This is a genomic window from Paenibacillus sp. p3-SID867, from assembly GCF_025142895.1.
Taxonomy (GTDB): Bacteria; Bacillota; Bacilli; order Paenibacillales; family Paenibacillaceae; genus Paenibacillus_AQ.
This window is the reverse complement of record NZ_JAMBDM010000022.1, coordinates 76,165-91,212: the sequence shown is the minus strand read 5'-3', so window position 1 is coordinate 91,212 and position 15,048 is coordinate 76,165. Positions and strand designations below refer to the sequence as shown.

General features: G+C 42.3%; 17 protein-coding genes and 2 pseudogenes. 13 read left to right on the top strand and 6 right to left on the bottom strand.

Features of this window, described 5'->3' with window-relative positions:
- The 8 genes and pseudogenes from M4D81_RS29825 to M4D81_RS29795 all read left to right on the top strand — a co-directional run.
- Window positions 1-343 (top strand): NUDIX hydrolase (locus M4D81_RS29825; protein WP_397376791.1); only part of this gene is annotated, 343 nt, incomplete at its 5' end.
- A gap of 219 nt (window positions 344-562) precedes the next feature.
- The gene (locus M4D81_RS29820) at window positions 563-1,003 is read left to right on the top strand and encodes a GNAT family N-acetyltransferase (protein ID WP_260069119.1); all 441 of its coding nucleotides are present in this window, start codon (window positions 563-565) and stop codon (window positions 1,001-1,003) included.
- Window positions 1,004-1,411: 408 nt separating this feature from the next.
- Window positions 1,412-1,567: an HIT domain-containing protein gene (locus tag M4D81_RS34925; RefSeq protein WP_397376794.1), complete on the top strand. Its 156-nt coding sequence runs from the start codon at window positions 1,412-1,414 to the stop codon at window positions 1,565-1,567.
- A gap of 1,006 nt (window positions 1,568-2,573) precedes the next feature.
- On the top strand, window positions 2,574-2,762 hold the full coding sequence (locus M4D81_RS29815) for a hypothetical protein (protein ID WP_260069118.1): 189 nt from the start codon (window positions 2,574-2,576) through the stop codon (window positions 2,760-2,762).
- 374 nt (window positions 2,763-3,136) lie between these two features.
- Window positions 3,137-3,516, top strand: a pseudogene (locus M4D81_RS29810) (IS1595 family transposase); the annotation flags it as partial.
- Between the two features lie 76 nt (window positions 3,517-3,592).
- Window positions 3,593-4,111, top strand: coding sequence for an AAA family ATPase (locus M4D81_RS29805; RefSeq protein WP_260069117.1), 519 nt, complete (start codon window positions 3,593-3,595; stop codon window positions 4,109-4,111).
- 291 nt (window positions 4,112-4,402) lie between these two features.
- On the top strand, window positions 4,403-4,630 hold the full coding sequence (locus M4D81_RS29800; protein ID WP_260069116.1) for a hypothetical protein: 228 nt from the start codon (window positions 4,403-4,405) through the stop codon (window positions 4,628-4,630).
- A gap of 4 nt (window positions 4,631-4,634) precedes the next feature.
- Window positions 4,635-5,108, top strand: a complete 474-nt coding sequence (locus M4D81_RS29795) for a YdcF family protein (RefSeq protein ID WP_260069115.1) — start codon at window positions 4,635-4,637, stop codon at window positions 5,106-5,108.
- Between the two features lie 188 nt (window positions 5,109-5,296).
- Here the strand turns inward: M4D81_RS29795 and M4D81_RS29790 are convergent, their stop codons facing one another.
- Window positions 5,297-5,575, bottom strand: a complete 279-nt coding sequence (locus M4D81_RS29790; protein WP_260069114.1) for a toxin-antitoxin system YwqK family antitoxin — start codon at window positions 5,573-5,575, stop codon at window positions 5,297-5,299.
- 885 nt (window positions 5,576-6,460) lie between these two features.
- On the opposite strand from M4D81_RS29790, the gene M4D81_RS29785 reads away from it, so the two are divergent.
- Window positions 6,461-6,610, top strand: coding sequence for a hypothetical protein (locus tag M4D81_RS29785; RefSeq protein ID WP_260069113.1), 150 nt, complete (start codon window positions 6,461-6,463; stop codon window positions 6,608-6,610).
- Window positions 6,611-6,856: 246 nt separating this feature from the next.
- Here the strand turns inward: M4D81_RS29785 and M4D81_RS29780 are convergent, their stop codons facing one another.
- From M4D81_RS29780 to M4D81_RS29775, 3 genes are all read right to left on the bottom strand, one after another.
- Window positions 6,857-7,246: a hypothetical protein gene (locus M4D81_RS29780; protein ID WP_260069112.1), complete on the bottom strand. Its 390-nt coding sequence runs from the start codon at window positions 7,244-7,246 to the stop codon at window positions 6,857-6,859.
- A 570-nt stretch (window positions 7,247-7,816) separates the two neighbouring features.
- Complete coding sequence (locus M4D81_RS34920; protein ID WP_397376790.1) at window positions 7,817-8,320, bottom strand: sensor histidine kinase; 504 nt, start codon at window positions 8,318-8,320, stop codon at window positions 7,817-7,819.
- Window positions 8,232-8,951 (bottom strand): histidine kinase dimerization/phospho-acceptor domain-containing protein, encoded by a 720-nt coding sequence (locus M4D81_RS29775; protein ID WP_260069124.1) that lies wholly within the window; start codon window positions 8,949-8,951, stop codon window positions 8,232-8,234. Before M4D81_RS29775 ends, M4D81_RS34920 begins: the two co-directional genes overlap by 89 nt.
- A gap of 1,019 nt (window positions 8,952-9,970) precedes the next feature.
- Here M4D81_RS29775 and M4D81_RS29770 point away from each other — a divergent pair.
- From M4D81_RS29770 to M4D81_RS29755, 4 genes are all read left to right on the top strand, one after another.
- A complete protein-coding gene (locus M4D81_RS29770) occupies window positions 9,971-10,570 on the top strand; it encodes a TetR/AcrR family transcriptional regulator (protein ID WP_260069111.1) in 600 nt (199 codons plus the stop codon).
- Window positions 10,571-10,756: 186 nt separating this feature from the next.
- Window positions 10,757-11,233: a DUF3574 domain-containing protein gene (locus M4D81_RS29765; protein WP_260069110.1), complete on the top strand. Its 477-nt coding sequence runs from the start codon at window positions 10,757-10,759 to the stop codon at window positions 11,231-11,233.
- A gap of 39 nt (window positions 11,234-11,272) precedes the next feature.
- A complete protein-coding gene (locus M4D81_RS29760) occupies window positions 11,273-11,950 on the top strand; it encodes a hypothetical protein (RefSeq protein WP_260069109.1) in 678 nt (225 codons plus the stop codon).
- Entirely contained in the window at window positions 11,943-13,748 is a 1,806-nt protein-coding gene (locus M4D81_RS29755) for an NPCBM/NEW2 domain-containing protein (protein ID WP_260069108.1), read from the top strand. The genes M4D81_RS29760 and M4D81_RS29755 overlap by 8 nt, the downstream gene beginning before the upstream one ends.
- Window positions 13,749-14,103: 355 nt before the next feature.
- Here the strand turns inward: M4D81_RS29755 and M4D81_RS29750 are convergent, their stop codons facing one another.
- Both M4D81_RS29750 and M4D81_RS34915 read right to left on the bottom strand, forming a co-directional pair.
- The gene (locus M4D81_RS29750) at window positions 14,104-14,460 is read right to left on the bottom strand and encodes an SBBP repeat-containing protein (protein ID WP_260069123.1); all 357 of its coding nucleotides are present in this window, start codon (window positions 14,458-14,460) and stop codon (window positions 14,104-14,106) included.
- Window positions 14,461-14,532: 72 nt separating this feature from the next.
- A pseudogene (locus M4D81_RS34915) lies at window positions 14,533-14,661 on the bottom strand (SBBP repeat-containing protein); the annotation flags it as partial.
- Between the last annotated feature and the right edge of the window lie 387 nt (window positions 14,662-15,048).

Sequence of the window (15,048 nt, the reverse complement as noted above, 5' to 3'; positions counted from 1 at the left end):
CGAAATCAAAGAGGAAAGTGGAATTGACACTACGGTTAGCTACTTAATTGGTGTCTATTCAAATACAGGGATTTTTAAATGGTATGATGGTGTGACTGATGTTCCTACGCAAGTTGGGTTTGATTTCGTATGTACACCTGTTGGTGGGGAGTTATTAGCTGTTACTGAGGAAACAACCGATAGTCGCTGGGTGGCGAAGGATAAAGTTCTTGATTTCATAGAAAACCCCGCTATTCGCACCCGCTATCAGGCCTATTTGGACTTTAATGGAGCGGTAAATTACATGGCGTATTTAACGAAACCTGAGTTCATAATCAAACACCAAACATTTATTTCGAAGTAGATTTTTCTTGTTGCTGAACAAACAAGTACGTACTTTGAGGAGCTGCTGATTTGCTGCAGCTCCTTTGACTTTTATACAAACGGGCAGCAAACGTGGGAAGTAAATCCAGCATATAACTTATTTTTCCTTCACTACGTTAACGGGCAGTAATCTTTGACAAGGAATTTGACTATTAACAATTGAACTACTTATAAAAAATAATAAATGGTGGTGATATAAATGTTTACTGTTAGAAAAGCAAAAGAAACGGACCTTTCGGATGTGGCTAACCTGTCTGAAATATGGGTCTCAGAATGTATCACTTACGGTTTGGGGGTTAATACCAAAAAGTTGTTAAGGAACAATATCGGGGATTATTTCTGGGTTGCAGAAATCAACTCAGAAATTGTAGGCTATATAACTGGTAGTGTACATGTAAGCGACGGGTTAGCTGTAATCGAGCAGGGAGAGCATTATCTAGAGGTAGATGAGGTATATGTTCACCCTGAGTATCGAAGTGGAAATATAGGTCACGTGATGGTAGATAAGCTTCTTGAAACCGCAGAAGGTAATGGCATAACTCGGTCTGTTGTATATTCTGCGACTAAGCAGTGGCAAAAAATTATTGGTTTTTATGAGAAACATGGGTTTAAAATGTGGTTTGTTCAAATGTACCGTTAAAAGCATTACTTTACCTATACCTACTAACGGGAGACGATAGTGCAATAATACAAAGAAAGCAGCAGATCAATGTGATCGGCTGCTAATGTGGTTTGTACAAATGTACCGTTAAGAGCCTTACTTTATCTAAGGATTAAACTAACAGGTACGATAGCTCAATGAAGATATATCTGAATCAGCCGGCTTTATGGTCGGTTGCTTTTTCTCAAACTTACGGGCAGATTAAACAGGAGCCGAATACGCTCCTTTTTTTAGCTAAGGGCAGATTCCTTGATAAATCCTTCCAAAAATTAAGCGAAATCATAATCATTATATACGAACGAATAGATGAATTGATAAAAGTAATGTCAGTTGTTAAAGAGATAACTATGTTATATAACAAAAAGTTAGGAATCAAAAAATGTCCAGATAATCAACAGTTCAGGAGCCGAGGCACAACAAGATGTGTTTCACACTCATTTCCATATTGTCCCTAGGAGACATGGTGACAATCAAGATGTTAAATGGACGACTCACCGAGAATGGCGAGTAAAATTTGATGATTTGTTAATGGCGTTAAAATAGCATTTAACTCTTGACTATTGTCGGTTCATCCACAGCCATATTGCGCTAACGGGAGACGTTAGTTCAATAGAAGACAAGAGAAGGCAGTCGTTTATTTTTTTGTTTAAATTTTTGTTTAAATGAGAAGGAGGAGAGTGATAAATTGTCGGGTGACAAGAACATGGTCCCATTGAAAGTCGCTAATTTAGCGGCTTTTTTGTTTTATCGGTACAAGTTCTTGTCCCGAGTCGAGGACAAGAACTTGTACCGATTGCCGAAAAGGACAAGAACATGAGCCGATTACCGAAGATAAGTATCTAACTATATTTCCATGCCGTTTCATTAAGCAAACGGGAAGGATTAGGTGGAAACAAGTGGAATATTTATATAGCATTCACGAATGGAGTGACAAGATGATCGGGAGGATCATACGAGTTTTGGAACAGAACCCACGACTCGCTATCAGCGTTTTTTACCCCTCGTCCGAGGGGCACCCACTTAGAGGGCTAGACCTATACGCACCTTGTCAAACGGAAGTAGCCGCTATTTTTTTAAGGAAGATGGGGGTTTTGAAAATCTGAACGTCATCGATAATTTGACGACACGTGATAAGACAGATGCAAACAAAGGAACATGGCCAGTGATTCTCTTTTCACCGGGATTCGGTGTAGAACGCGGTATGTATCTTGGGATTATCTCGAATCTTGTGCCGAGGGGATATATTATTGTCACTATTAGTGCCTCGCACGAATCCGTGTTTACTTGGCGGTGCGGCAGTCCTAGAAGCCGCCAAGTTAATGAATCGCATCAAGGCTGCTATCCTTCTCGATCCTAGCTTTCACCTCTTCTGTCTGGATGAAATACGTCCATTGTTCCGGTTTTGTTGTTGCGGCAAGAGGCTTCGACTTATGGATCGATGGCAGCAGTCATGAATGAGAAAATCGCGTACGATTACATCGATGGACAACGTAATGCTTACTAGGCTCTAATAAATGCCAGGTTCTATCGGGTATACGGAGCACAACATATGTCGTTCTCCGACGTGCCGCTCCACTACGGCGACCTTCATGCTTCCCCGGTTCATTCCGTTACGATTGAAGCCACACGGCATTTATCGAAGCTGTCCTTCAAAGCGGTCACTTGCCGGCTACCATGCCGTTACAGCTCAGCGAAACGGTCGTTCAGATTAATGCTGAAGGTGATCCCATCTAACTGAGGTAGGATAATAAGCTGAATTAGAAAAAGCAGGCTTACATAGCTAACGAGAAACGTTAGTTCAATAAAGATAAAGAGGCAGCCGGTCATATCGTTCGTCTGCCCATTAATTCAACTAACGGGCATGGGAAGGTAAGGGGTGTAAATATGTTTAAGTTTATCTTAGGAGTGGGAGTTTATTTTTTTGCAACTTTGCTTATGAGTTTATTACTTTGTAGGGGTTAGCTTTATAAAGTCTATACAGATGGCATCTCTTATTACAATAATACATATTTTAATTCATTTTATAGGTAGGCTCTACAAGAGGAAAACTAATTAATAGTGGAGAACGATAATTGGGTAAAACTACTACCAAAGATTGGTATTCAGACAACGAAGCTGGATGAAGCGATCGGCGGTCATCTATCGGACTCTAACGTGCTTTGTACGGATGCCTGGCGAGCATTCAGTTCCTATGCGAACGCGAAAGGCTTAGCTCATTGCCGCTTCAAATCCGACGGAAAACAACGTGTGAAAGGTGTATACCACATTCAAAACGTCAACAGCTACCACAGTCGCTTGAAGAAATGGATGGACCGCTTCAATGGTGTTGCGACCAAGTATTTGCAAAACTATTTGGCTTGGTTCCGTTATATAGACAGCAAGGAATGTGAGAATACGGTTTCGAATAAGAAAAATATATGTTGGTCAAATCGTGCCTGTTTGTGGTTACTGATACGAATGAAAAGCTTCGGCTTGCTACTTATTTTTGTTAAACTAAAAACGGGCAGTTTAGTGACAGATAGAAACATCTAATATATTGTGCTTATCCAGTTGAATGGAGGGTCTGCCATGGGCATTAGGAATTATCTGATTGGAGGCGTTTCCGGCGCCGGCAAAACTACGGTCTGCAACGAATTGCAGCGGCGCGGCTACCATGCTATTCATGGTGACCGTGAATTGGCATATCAAGGCGATCCGGAAACTGGTACCCCGACGGATGGCTTTAAACCCGAACACCACATTTGGCATGTTGATATAGTAAAAGCTTTGGTCGACAATCAGGATGAGGCGGTAACATTTTTCTGCGGTGGTTCGCGGAATTACACCAAATTCATCGACCTCTTCGACGGCGTGTTTGTCCTTGAGGTCGACCTGGAAACCTCTCTCCGGCGGATTGATGAGCGAGTGGCGCTGGACCCAACTGACTGGGGTGGCAGACCAGAGGAACGGGAAATTAGTGCGCGCTTGCATCAAACGAAAGAAGGCGTTCCTAACAACGGGATTATAATCGACGCCACCGCACCGATCGCGCACGTCGTTGACGAAATCCTCCGTCAAATCGAAGCAAATGAACGCCAACGACAGTAACTTACGGGCGCTCAAGGACAGCCCAATACATCAGTGCACTTGGATAACGAATAGCACCATCCACTGCGCTAACGGCGAACGTTAGTTCAATAAAAGACAAGAAGACAGCCGGTTTACGAGATCGACTGCCTTTGTGCAACAAAATGGGTAGGAAAGAGTAAGGAGATATTAACGGCTTGTCAATGTGAACCGTCATTACCCAACTTAAGGGCAGGTTTATGTAAATTGTCAGTCCTTAATTTGGTGCGACGCATATATTTAAATAGTGATTTGAATTTAGGAGGGTGTCATATGCAACCTCAAATACCTAAAGATCCTATAGTTCCTGAATTAACTGATGAACAGATAAACGAATTAACTGATATCGTTTTCTTATCTAAGGAAATATTACCTTGCGATGCTATTTTTGTTTTCGGGGGTACACATCCTGGGCATTGGGAAGCCGCGATTGACGCTTATAATAAAGGCTTGGGCAAAATGATTATTGGTCACAGGAGGAGTCAGCCCTACAGGAATTAAGCATGTGAATTGGGTAGATAAAACGGTACCCGAAGCGCATGTCATTGTTAATAAACTAACGGAGGCAGGCATTCCTTTAAATGTAATCGTGTATGAAGATCGCTCTAGGAACACTTTAGAGAATGTGTTATACGCTAAAGAAGTATTTGATTTCAATGAAATCGAATCCCTTTTATTCGTTTGCAAATCTCATGGTTCTGGCAGGCAATATCGTACATTGGCGAAGTATTTATCTCAAAAAATTAATTGTTTTTCTTATGGCTTTGATTCAAACTATAATGGTCAAACGATAAACAGAGAAAACTGGATGCATAGTTCAATAGGACGTTCAAGAGTATTGGGAGAGTATTTGAGAATTTGTTTTTACGGAGATCGTGGAGACTTGCTTCGCTTGATAAGAAAGTGGAGGGACTTTCTTATCCCAGGGAGACTTAACCACGGGAACGCTAGTATAAAGGATCGGCCGCCATGTCTTTGACAGCCGATTCAACTAACGATAGTTCAACAAATAAGGCAGGTGAATCATCTATCAAACGAAAATATACTTATCACAACGTAAAAAAAATGAGTTTATAAAAACCACTGAATCAGGAATGAAATCAGTGGTTTTTAGTTTTTATATTAATGTGAGGCGGAAATCTGAAGTGATGAATCTTCCTTGTCATTTTATTTATCGCGAATGGTAGTTTTGTGTTTATTGCCTTGGCTATCAAAGGTGATCCATTCACCAACAGGCTCGCCCATCACAAAATACCCTGAACGCTTTATTGTTCCATCGGGACGATACCATTCCCAATAGCCGTCTGGCTTATCATCAATTATCTTTCCCTTTGACCATATTGTTTTTCCGTTTGCATGGTACTTGATCGTGAAGCCATCAATCACTTCCAATTTCTTTTCCTTGACACCGTTTGGGTGTATCAAGTCACATTTTTCATTTTCCATGACTTGCCTCCGATATTCAGCTTTTTGTTAATTATATCACACTTCAATGATAATGATGCTTGATCTTGGCCGACGTGATTATTTCAAACTAGGTGGTTAATCAATCTATCCTGTCCGAAATAGAGGGTTTCAAATTGCTTCACGCAGACCATGTTGTAAAACCATAACCCCCTTGAATTACCTCTTGGGAAGATTGCAGATAATGCGCTATAATTTCTTGAGAGACAAACACTTAGGGGACATCGTAAATATGAAAAAGAACTATGAGCATGTATTTTGTATTAAATGTAACACTATAGTAAACAGGTCAAAAGCAATGGATATCATGAAAACTGGATACTATATGGCTCAATTTTCGATGGCATTAACTTGCACCCAGTGCAACACTGATATGACATCTGCAACTCCCTCGGGTCAAGTAAGAACTTCATGAAAAGTATGGACATACAAGCAAAAGCAGCTATATTAAGACAACATGAGAATTACTGCTATCAAATTTCCTATTATATTGTTCAAGATGAACTACTCTCCGTCCAAGCAGCATGTGAAGCGTTACTTGACGTATCTAGTAATTCGGTTTTTTTTAGGGAAACCACTGAGGAACAGAAGAAGAAAGTGAAACAAGCCGCCATACATTCAGCGCTAGCTGTTAAATACAAGTACAGAAAACTTGACTCCTAGGACGCAACATAGGTAAAGAGCCAGATTACTATTGAAGAGCCTCAAGTGGAGTACAAGTCACTCCGCCCACCATTTTTGAGGGTGTTCTATCATTTACTTTGAAGCCAACTTCGCTGAATTTTTGCTAGAATTCATGATGCGATAAAAACTTAGGAACCTTAGATTAATAAACATTATTAGTCTAACAATAAGGAGGAATGATTTTTGGAAGGGTTATTTCAGTTAATTGGAGTTTTGCAATTTTTATTAATTACTTACGCTATATTCAGTGTCATTGGGCATGTAAATAGATCAAAAAAACACGATAAAGAAGTTATAAAAATACTTAAAGAAATTAAAGAAAATCAAAAATAGTTTGTGATTTTATGACCGTGTAATAGCGACTATTCTTACTGTATTCAAGCTTTTCCGATCTTTATCAAAAAACGATAACTAGAATCCGACATTAGAATTTCCAATCGATCTAACTAGACTACCTTCTCTGTGGAAATTCCTAGGATTCAGCAAAAAACCAGCTCAAAGAAATTCCTCTCCGTTGCAGGTTAAACTTTAAGCCGTCAAACAAAGAGGAACAGAAAACCAATTTTTTACCAAATATCCTTAGTAGTAGCCTATGGTTTGAACTTTAGTTGCATACCATTTACCGTCTTTTAGTTTTAAGCTTAGGTTAACGGACTCACGGAATCCAAATTCGTCTTCGGAATAGTTGTTGGATACGAAGGCTTTAGTGACAAAGAATAAGTGCAAAGGGAACACCAATCCTACATCATGGGAAGCCTTATTATATGTATACTCAGTAGTCATTCCACGTTCATGCAGATTGATTCCTTTATAAACAGACTCATCCATATGTTCTTCATAATTGCTCTTAGCTCCAGACATAGCTTTTTCAAGTATAACCTTAGTATCCTTAGCGATCCAAACGCCAAATGACACATATACGACTACAATCAGTGTGATAAAAAATAGAATCCATTTCTTCAAGCGCATACTTTTCCTCCTGAATAGTAAATGAAAAAGTTGGTACTATTTCTAAATGTATCAACTTGTACCTATATTCTTTATGCGTAAAGCACTGATTAACTGAACTGGATGTATTGTTGAAGTATAGATCCGAGGTTAACCAGTGATTAGTGTATTATAACCAACAACTTCACTAAAAGTTTGATTGAACTTCATTATAAAATATTTAAAAACAATCAATGTCCCCCCGATTTTTAACGAAATAATTGATTATTAGTTGCACATTTAAAGAGTGTTAATATATGGGTAGGGTAGCCACCCATAAAAAAGCAAATTAAGATAAAGAAATAAATAAACTTACTGATGAAATAAATGGCAGGATACCGTTCCTGATGTACGTCAAACAATTCAGCGAAGGTACGGAAAAGCCAGGCATTTCAAAAAGTCTGGTGGAATGATTGGAAAAACATGAGATAATAACAAAAAATAAAAGGGCGAGGAAGATCCTCGTCCTTTTATATGAGGGAAACCCTGTTTCTTAAGTTTTACTTAGGAACATGTTAGCCTTCCCATCTTATAAAATCAGGAATTTGATTTTTAGATTTCCTTTTTAAAGGATAATGTAAATTTTGTTTCGCCGATTTGGGAGGTGAAGCATATATCACCTTGGTTTTTTTTCATTATTTCCTTGGATATTGCTAGCCCGAGTCCTGTACCGTTGCTCTTACTGGTTACAAATGGAGTGAAAATAGTGTTCTGTATATTCGGTGGTATCCCTAAACCATTATCTATCACGTCAATATAGCAGTTCATATTATCATCATAAGTATGTATTTCAATTACCTTTGAATTTTTATTAGAAGATAATGCATCTATACTATTGATCAAGATGTTGGTTAAGACCTGTTGAACCGAAACTTTCTGTATAACCAATAGGTTATTGCAATGTAATAATAGTTTGATTTCAATATTCTCATCTATTAATCGTGGGCTCAATAATTCAAGAACAGATTCAATGATTTCGCCTAAAGTACAAATATCCTGCGGCTCGTCTGTCCCAACATCTTTGGAAAATGCTAAAAAATCCAGTAATCTGTCCATACAACCCTTTAAATTCCGCCTGTATAATATCAAGAAAACCATTGATCTTACGCTGGTCAAAAGAACTTCTATTCATTTCAGAGCGAATGAGATGCATAAAACCTTCAATCGCGGTCAAAGGATTTCTTAATTCGTGCGCCATTGATGCGGCCATCTTACCTAGAATTGTAAGTCGGTCATTGTGCAACTGGCTTATTTTTTCTTCTTTTTCTTTCAGTATCGAATTGTCATGTTCCCAATAGACGACACAAGTATGCTGCTGGATGTTATCTATTCGAGTATGCACAACTGGAATGATTGCTTTCATTTCATGAACTGGTACTTCCAATTCATCACAATAAGACCACATACTATCGAGCAATGCTCTTCGCCAAATGTGAGAACTATTTAGGAGATATTGAATCGGTGTACGTTTTTCGGCATGAGACTTCCACATTTGCTGGAATGCTTTAAATGAAGGATGCTCATCAAGGGGTATATGTATGGCAGTCAAAAGTTCAAAGTAAGCGGATCCATGTTCATGCAAATCAGCAAGACTATACTGATTCATAACTTCTCTTTGACTTTCGTTTAACCATACTTGAATTACCATACCTTTATATTTCTGAAGGAAAAAGCTGTACCATAACACAATCAATAAGAACGATCTCCCTTCGTATCAGGACGTTGAATTGAAAGTTGAATTCAATGGGACTGATTAAGCAAAAGTTTTAAAAGTCGAGGCTATTAAGGGCAATACGAAATAAACATCAATAAGTAACAAGAGTTCTAGAATCGGTATATCAAAAGAGGCTGATGTCATTACACGATGGAGCAATTCGAGATATCCATGAGCCAGATGGGCTCTTATTAATCACATTATCCTTGAAAGAACTCCATTTTAGGGGTTGTCTTTTCCAAGATCGATCTTGTTGATTTGGGTTATTGCATTTATTCTCAATTACATACCTAATTGTTTCAATAGCTCTATTAAATCCTTCCTCTTCTCAATAACCACTAGATACCTGTTAAAATTGCCAGGCATTTCCGGACAAAGGAAAGACCCCTTCTGCTTTTGGTTTAGCAGAAGGAGCTACGCTTAAAAAATGCCCTTCGGTCTCCTCGTGAAGGTGGCTCGATGCTGTCGAATCAGGTGCGAGGATCTACGAAAAGCGGTAACGGAATCTACCTGTTCGTTGTCCTCAAATGATTCATTCGTCATGACGTCATTAGCCATTTCTAGTTCACTAAAAAAAGTCGCTTTTTCTATTACCTACTGCTATTGTTAGACTCTAATAAAGTACTAATAAACATAAGAATGTGACAACTGCAGCTATAATGCTAGCTAATAATGATACAAATAAGAGTGTGACTACGATAGTAATAATGTTTGCTAATTTATTCGAATTATCCAACCTAAAACTCTCCTATCAATGACTTCTATGTTTCCAGAATAATACAACCGGGAAGCAATATCAAAATAGTGAGGGAATGAGCGGAATGACAATTAAGTAAACTGGCAAAAATCAAATTGCTTTTTTGATAGTCAACATTGCAACAAGTTTAGGAGTTAGTTGGGCTTGCGCATGCGCTACGGCTGGTTACTGCGGCGGGACCACGTTATGTTATACTCGGATATATCGAATAATCTGCTGAACAGGAGAATATGTCATGAAACATAAGGAAATGTCCGAACGTACCGTGCGAAAGCTTATCGAAACGGGAATCGATTTGTTTTCGAAGCAGGGATATACAAGCACCAGCATCGATCAAATCGTCACACAAGCGGAGCTGTCCAAAGGGGCGTTCTATGCCCATTTTGAATCGAAGGAAGAATTTCTGATCCGGATTCTGAGAGAAAGCTTTCGCGAATATTTTGAAGGACTGCAGCATATTTTGGACCGGAAGAATCAGAACTTGATGGATAGTTATATGGAATCATCCAAGCTGACATTGAAAGAATCATATCAAAAGGGTTTCTCCCAGCTTCTGCTGCAATCGGCGATGGTTTCCCGTCAGTTGCCTAACGTCCATGAAAAACTGAAAGCGTTGATCGATGAATGGCGGCATACCCTGATCCCCTATTTCGAGGAGATGAAGAAGGAAGGGCTCATCAACAAAAACCTCGATTCCGAAAGGCTCTTTACGGCGGGAGTTGCTTTGTTTATGGGGTACAATATCCAGCATTATATCGACGAACAAGTACCGTTGGTAGATATGATGGAGGTTTTTTTAGAGGTATTACAATCCGATCGTCTTACGAAGGAGTGACTTTTTCGCTCCATAACCCTTATTGCCGCGTTTTCCGTCAATCCGATTCCACCGCAGTTTTTGGAACCAAACGGCCATTTTTATAAGACTAAGTTCCCATTGTGCATGAAATCTCCACATTTTATACTGGTGAAGTAAATACCGACTGGTGGGTATTTAAATTGAGGAGACAAAGGAGATCGGATAATGAAGAAGAAGATGTGGCTTGCCGCGCTGTCTGTTGTTTTCGCACTGGCTCTTTTCGTTGTACCTATGCAGCAATCATACAGTTCAGCGGAAGGTAGCTCCAGTGCGAACGGCATCGCCGGTAGCGCTCTAGACGGCCAGTTTCAACTCGGCCACGTTGTGAAAATCTACGTTCCTTCCACGGTGAACGGGGATATTCCGATTACCGAAGAGGCGCACGAAAAGTTCGTTGACGAAGCGCTTACCCAGTTTTCAGGCTGGTTCGGAGGGGCAACGGCGGTTGAAGGGACGGGAGCCTGGGTGGACGACAATAAGAAGCTGATCAAAGAAAAAGTGACGATCGTCTACGCGTTCGCGGAGAAGCTGGATAAAGCCGCGATCAATCAGGTTGTCGATTATGCCAAAAAGATGAAAGAGAAGCTCGGCCAATCTTCCATATCGCTCGAAGTGAACGGCAAGATGCACTTTATCGAGTAAGCTGCGGGTACACAACAATCGATAGGCGGGAGATAAAAGATGAGAAAAATCGTTATCGCACTGTCTGTTATGATGCTTGTCGTCATAACGGGATGCGGAAGGCTGGATCTCGTCATCCATGATGAAGGCTCGGGTAAAGGGGAGTTCTCGGTTGATCTTTCGGGGATGATATCCGCCGATGAACTGAAGGATGAACTCGAGAAAGAGATCACAAATGCGAACGCGGATGCCGGAAAAGAAGTCATCCGACTGGACAGTTTCAAGGAGAAGGACGGGAAAGTCGACGCGACGGTTTCGTTCGATAGCCTGACCGCGCTGAGTGGCGGGGAAGACTCGCTGATTGCGACGGTCGCGGATTTGAAGCGGCTTTATCCCGAACGGATCAACGAACTGGTCGAAGCGCCCGAGGACATCGAGAAGATTATGGATAAGCCTGTCGTCTATCTGAACCTGGACGACGAAATGGAAATCACGGTTACGGTGCCGGGCAATATTCTGTATGCCGCTGGAGGGACCGTTGCCGAAGGCAAGCCTCGTACGCTGCAACTGGCCGGTGATGAAGCTATCATCGCGTACGAACCGTCTGCGAATAAGTCGTGGATGACATGGATTGGCGTGCTGCTGGTCGTCATCATCGCGGCGTATGTCATTTACCGGAAAGGACGGTTTCGGACCGCTGCGCCCGGAATGAAAGGAGGAAGCGCTCCGAATGCGTAACCGAAATCGTGCATGGGTCGGGTTGTTGGGATGCCTCTGGTTGCTGGCCGGCTGCAGTAGCGGCGGCGGAGAGTACGAGAAGCATATGGCGAACGCCGATAAGGCGATGGAGAGCCTGGATGTGGACACCGCTATCACCCAGTACCGCAAAGTAACGGAGATGGACCCTAAAAAGTTGAAGTACGGCGAAGGACGGATTGTGATTGCCAATGAGCTGCTGATGAATGCAGAAGAACTGAAAGGCAGACTGGATGATCTGAAATCGCGTACCGAGGAAGTGAAAAAGTCAGTCGCAGGCCTCGATATCGAGAACGCAGAGGCTGAGGAAATCGTCAGAATGAACGGGGAGCTAAGCGATATTCAATCAAATCTCGAAGAGTTCTCAACGACCTCTCTGTACAAGGAAATCTCGGATCTGCGGAATCAATTCACGGATAACACCAAAACCAAGAGAATCGATCCGATTGTAAGCGAGATCGAAGCCAGTATCGGGAAACTTGAGTTTGATCATGCCGAAAGCGGCGTAGCGGAGCTGCGACAATTCGCGGACGGCTTCGCCGAAGCGGTGGGAAGCACTCCAGAGGATTTTTTCTCCCGGATCGAGTTGGAAAAAGCGAAATATATCGAATTTCCGGTCACGTACAACAATCGGGATGTAGTCCTCTTGCAAAATGGAGCGGGAAAAATTACGTTTCTAGGCGAAGGGGTAAGACAGAACGAGCTCGTGCTAATCTACAAATACGAAGGGGAAATCCGTCTGGCTTCCACGAAGGTTGCCCCCGAAATCCAGGCCGTGTTCAGCGACGGCAGCTCGGTCGAGCTGGACGAGGATGACACTACGTTCCGCCATTTCCCGGACCACACCATCGCATACCAGCCAGTCTCGGACGATCTGGACCAAACGCTAGTTCGGCTCGATTACCGGTTTGGATTGAACAAAGACGAGACGTTCAAAAAAACTGAAATCGGCCCTGCAGGCGAGACGGCGACGCTCAAGGAGGTCGCGGCGTTGCCGGATACGGAGCTTCAGCCTTCCTTAAGCGCCGTGAACGGCAAGATGACGGTCGAGATCAGCAAAATCGCCATCCAGGAGCGTACGGTGACTGTCGAAGGCAAACTGACGTCGGGGGCAGATGTCGATCTTGAAACCCCCGCGTCGTTCTATGTGCCGTCCCATGAACTGTTCGATACGAATTGGATGGAAGAGGAGCTGTTCGCCGGAGTGGGCAAAGAGTTTGCCGTACAGTTTGATTTACGTCACAGAATTCCGGCCGAAGCCAAGTACCTGAAATTCTACATTGCGGGGGTTCAAGTGAACATCGACCTCGCGACCGGGAAGGAATATGCCCCGTCGGGCCAAGAGCTGTTAACGCAGCAGATCATCGTTCCCGGCAACGAAACGGACGTCACCGAAAGCTTCGACGATTGGAACAATACGATATTGGAGAACGCCAGCGGCAATCTGTTCGCCGACGGAATCGCCTTTATCCAGAAATATCATTGGACCGAGGCTCCCTCCTTTTCAGTCGGCTTGAATCAGCACTATAAGCGATTGACCGCCAAAGTCGCAGTCGACAAACTAACCGCCGGAAGCGAGTACGGAAGCAGCAAGGTCAAGGTCATGGGCGACGGAAAAGTGCTGAAAATGCTGTCGCTCAGTTCGGCAAAGGCCGCTACACTCGACCTGGATGTGGATGTGAGTGGCGTCCGCACGCTGCAGTTTATCATCGTTCCTACTTCAGGCAAATATGGCGAGACCCAGCGAATTATTATCGGCGACGGCGTTCTTACGCCGTAACGCATCGAATCGGCATGTTGCAGGAAACCGCGACTATCGCGGTTTCTTCAACATGATATATCTGATGAGATGAGGTTAAGAATCCTTCTATGATGACTTTATTTGGTGTTTTTAGCGAAAAGAAAATAAAGTTTTTTATCGATAAATAAGGAAAAGATTTCCATATAACAACAACCCGAACAATTATTGGTGTCGAGGGACAAGAACATGGTCCCATTGAAAGTCGCTATTTTGCGGCTTTTTTGTTTTATCGGTACAAGTCTTGTCTCGAGCCAAGGACAAGAACTTGTACCGATTGCCGTAAAGGACAAGAACATGAGCCGATTACCGAGTAGATAAGTACCTAACCCTAAGTTTATAAAGAGCCCGGGGTCACCGGAAAATCGGTAGCATCTGTGAATCCCGTCACATATGCGTTACCCAAAGCGTCTACTGTGATACCGTGGCCCTCATCACGCAGGGAACCGAGTCCCTCCAAATAGGTCGAGTAGATCAGAGCGGAACCGGATGAGTTCAGCTTAGTAACAAATACCTCCCGCATGCCCTTGAATGTTGTATCCAGTGCGCCGGGGGTCACCGGAAAGTCGGCGGATTCCGTATATCCCGTTACATACGCGTTACCCGCAGCATCCACCGAAATAGCAAAGCCTCGATCTTCACCGCTTCCCCCGAGATAGGTGGCGTAGACAAGGGCGGTCCCGGCTGGATTCATCTTTATCACAAAGGCGTCAAATCCTCCTTGAGGATCCTTTTGAAAAGCGCCCGGGGTCGTCGGAAAGTTTGGGATATCCGTAAATCCTGTTACGAACGCATGACCCGAATCATCGACGGCGATACCTTGAGCCTGAGTAAGAAGCAGATTACCGCCCCCTCCGCCGAGATAAGTGGAATAAAGTAGGATCGGATCAATCACCAAAGGGCAGGTTCGGTTTATATATCTTCCTTCATTTTAAATCCAACAATTGCCCCCCTGTTAATTACCTCATATTCGCTACAAGTAACATTTTTTTGATTTCTTGAACGATTCTATTTTGTTCTTTTAAAGGCGGTAAAGACCACTCGATGTGTACTTATAGGCAGCCAATGATAGGGTGTAGGTTTTCCATACATCGTATTGGGACGAGAGCGCCCATCCAGACAATAAAAATAGTTGTTAATATTTAACTATGAAAATTTAATTTGCCATTCCTTATAGTCTATATAAATACATATACATCAATGGAGGACCAAGTATTTCTTCAAGGATACACAAGTTATTCTGAGCCCTTCAATATTATGTTGAAAAGTGGAGCTCTGATAC

Coding starts and splice junctions, on each gene's coding strand:
- M4D81_RS29820 (WP_260069119.1), top strand. CDS start 563: ATGTTTACTGTTAGAAAAGCAAAAGAAACGGACCTTTCGGATGTGGCT.
- M4D81_RS29815 (WP_260069118.1), top strand. CDS start 2,574: ATGTCGTTCTCCGACGTGCCGCTCCACTACGGCGACCTTCATGCTTCC.
- M4D81_RS29805 (WP_260069117.1), top strand. CDS start 3,593: ATGGGCATTAGGAATTATCTGATTGGAGGCGTTTCCGGCGCCGGCAAA.
- M4D81_RS29800 (WP_260069116.1), top strand. CDS start 4,403: ATGCAACCTCAAATACCTAAAGATCCTATAGTTCCTGAATTAACTGAT.
- M4D81_RS29790 (WP_260069114.1), bottom strand. CDS start 5,575: ATGGAAAATGAAAAATGTGACTTGATACACCCAAACGGTGTCAAGGAA.
- M4D81_RS29780 (WP_260069112.1), bottom strand. CDS start 7,246: ATGCGCTTGAAGAAATGGATTCTATTTTTTATCACACTGATTGTAGTC.
- M4D81_RS34920 (WP_397376790.1), bottom strand. CDS start 8,320: ATGGACAGATTACTGGATTTTTTAGCATTTTCCAAAGATGTTGGGACA.
- M4D81_RS29770 (WP_260069111.1), top strand. CDS start 9,971: ATGAAACATAAGGAAATGTCCGAACGTACCGTGCGAAAGCTTATCGAA.
- M4D81_RS29765 (WP_260069110.1), top strand. CDS start 10,757: ATGAAGAAGAAGATGTGGCTTGCCGCGCTGTCTGTTGTTTTCGCACTG.
- M4D81_RS29760 (WP_260069109.1), top strand. CDS start 11,273: ATGAGAAAAATCGTTATCGCACTGTCTGTTATGATGCTTGTCGTCATA.
- M4D81_RS29755 (WP_260069108.1), top strand. CDS start 11,943: ATGCGTAACCGAAATCGTGCATGGGTCGGGTTGTTGGGATGCCTCTGG.
- M4D81_RS29750 (WP_260069123.1), bottom strand. CDS start 14,460: ATGAATCCAGCCGGGACCGCCCTTGTCTACGCCACCTATCTCGGGGGA.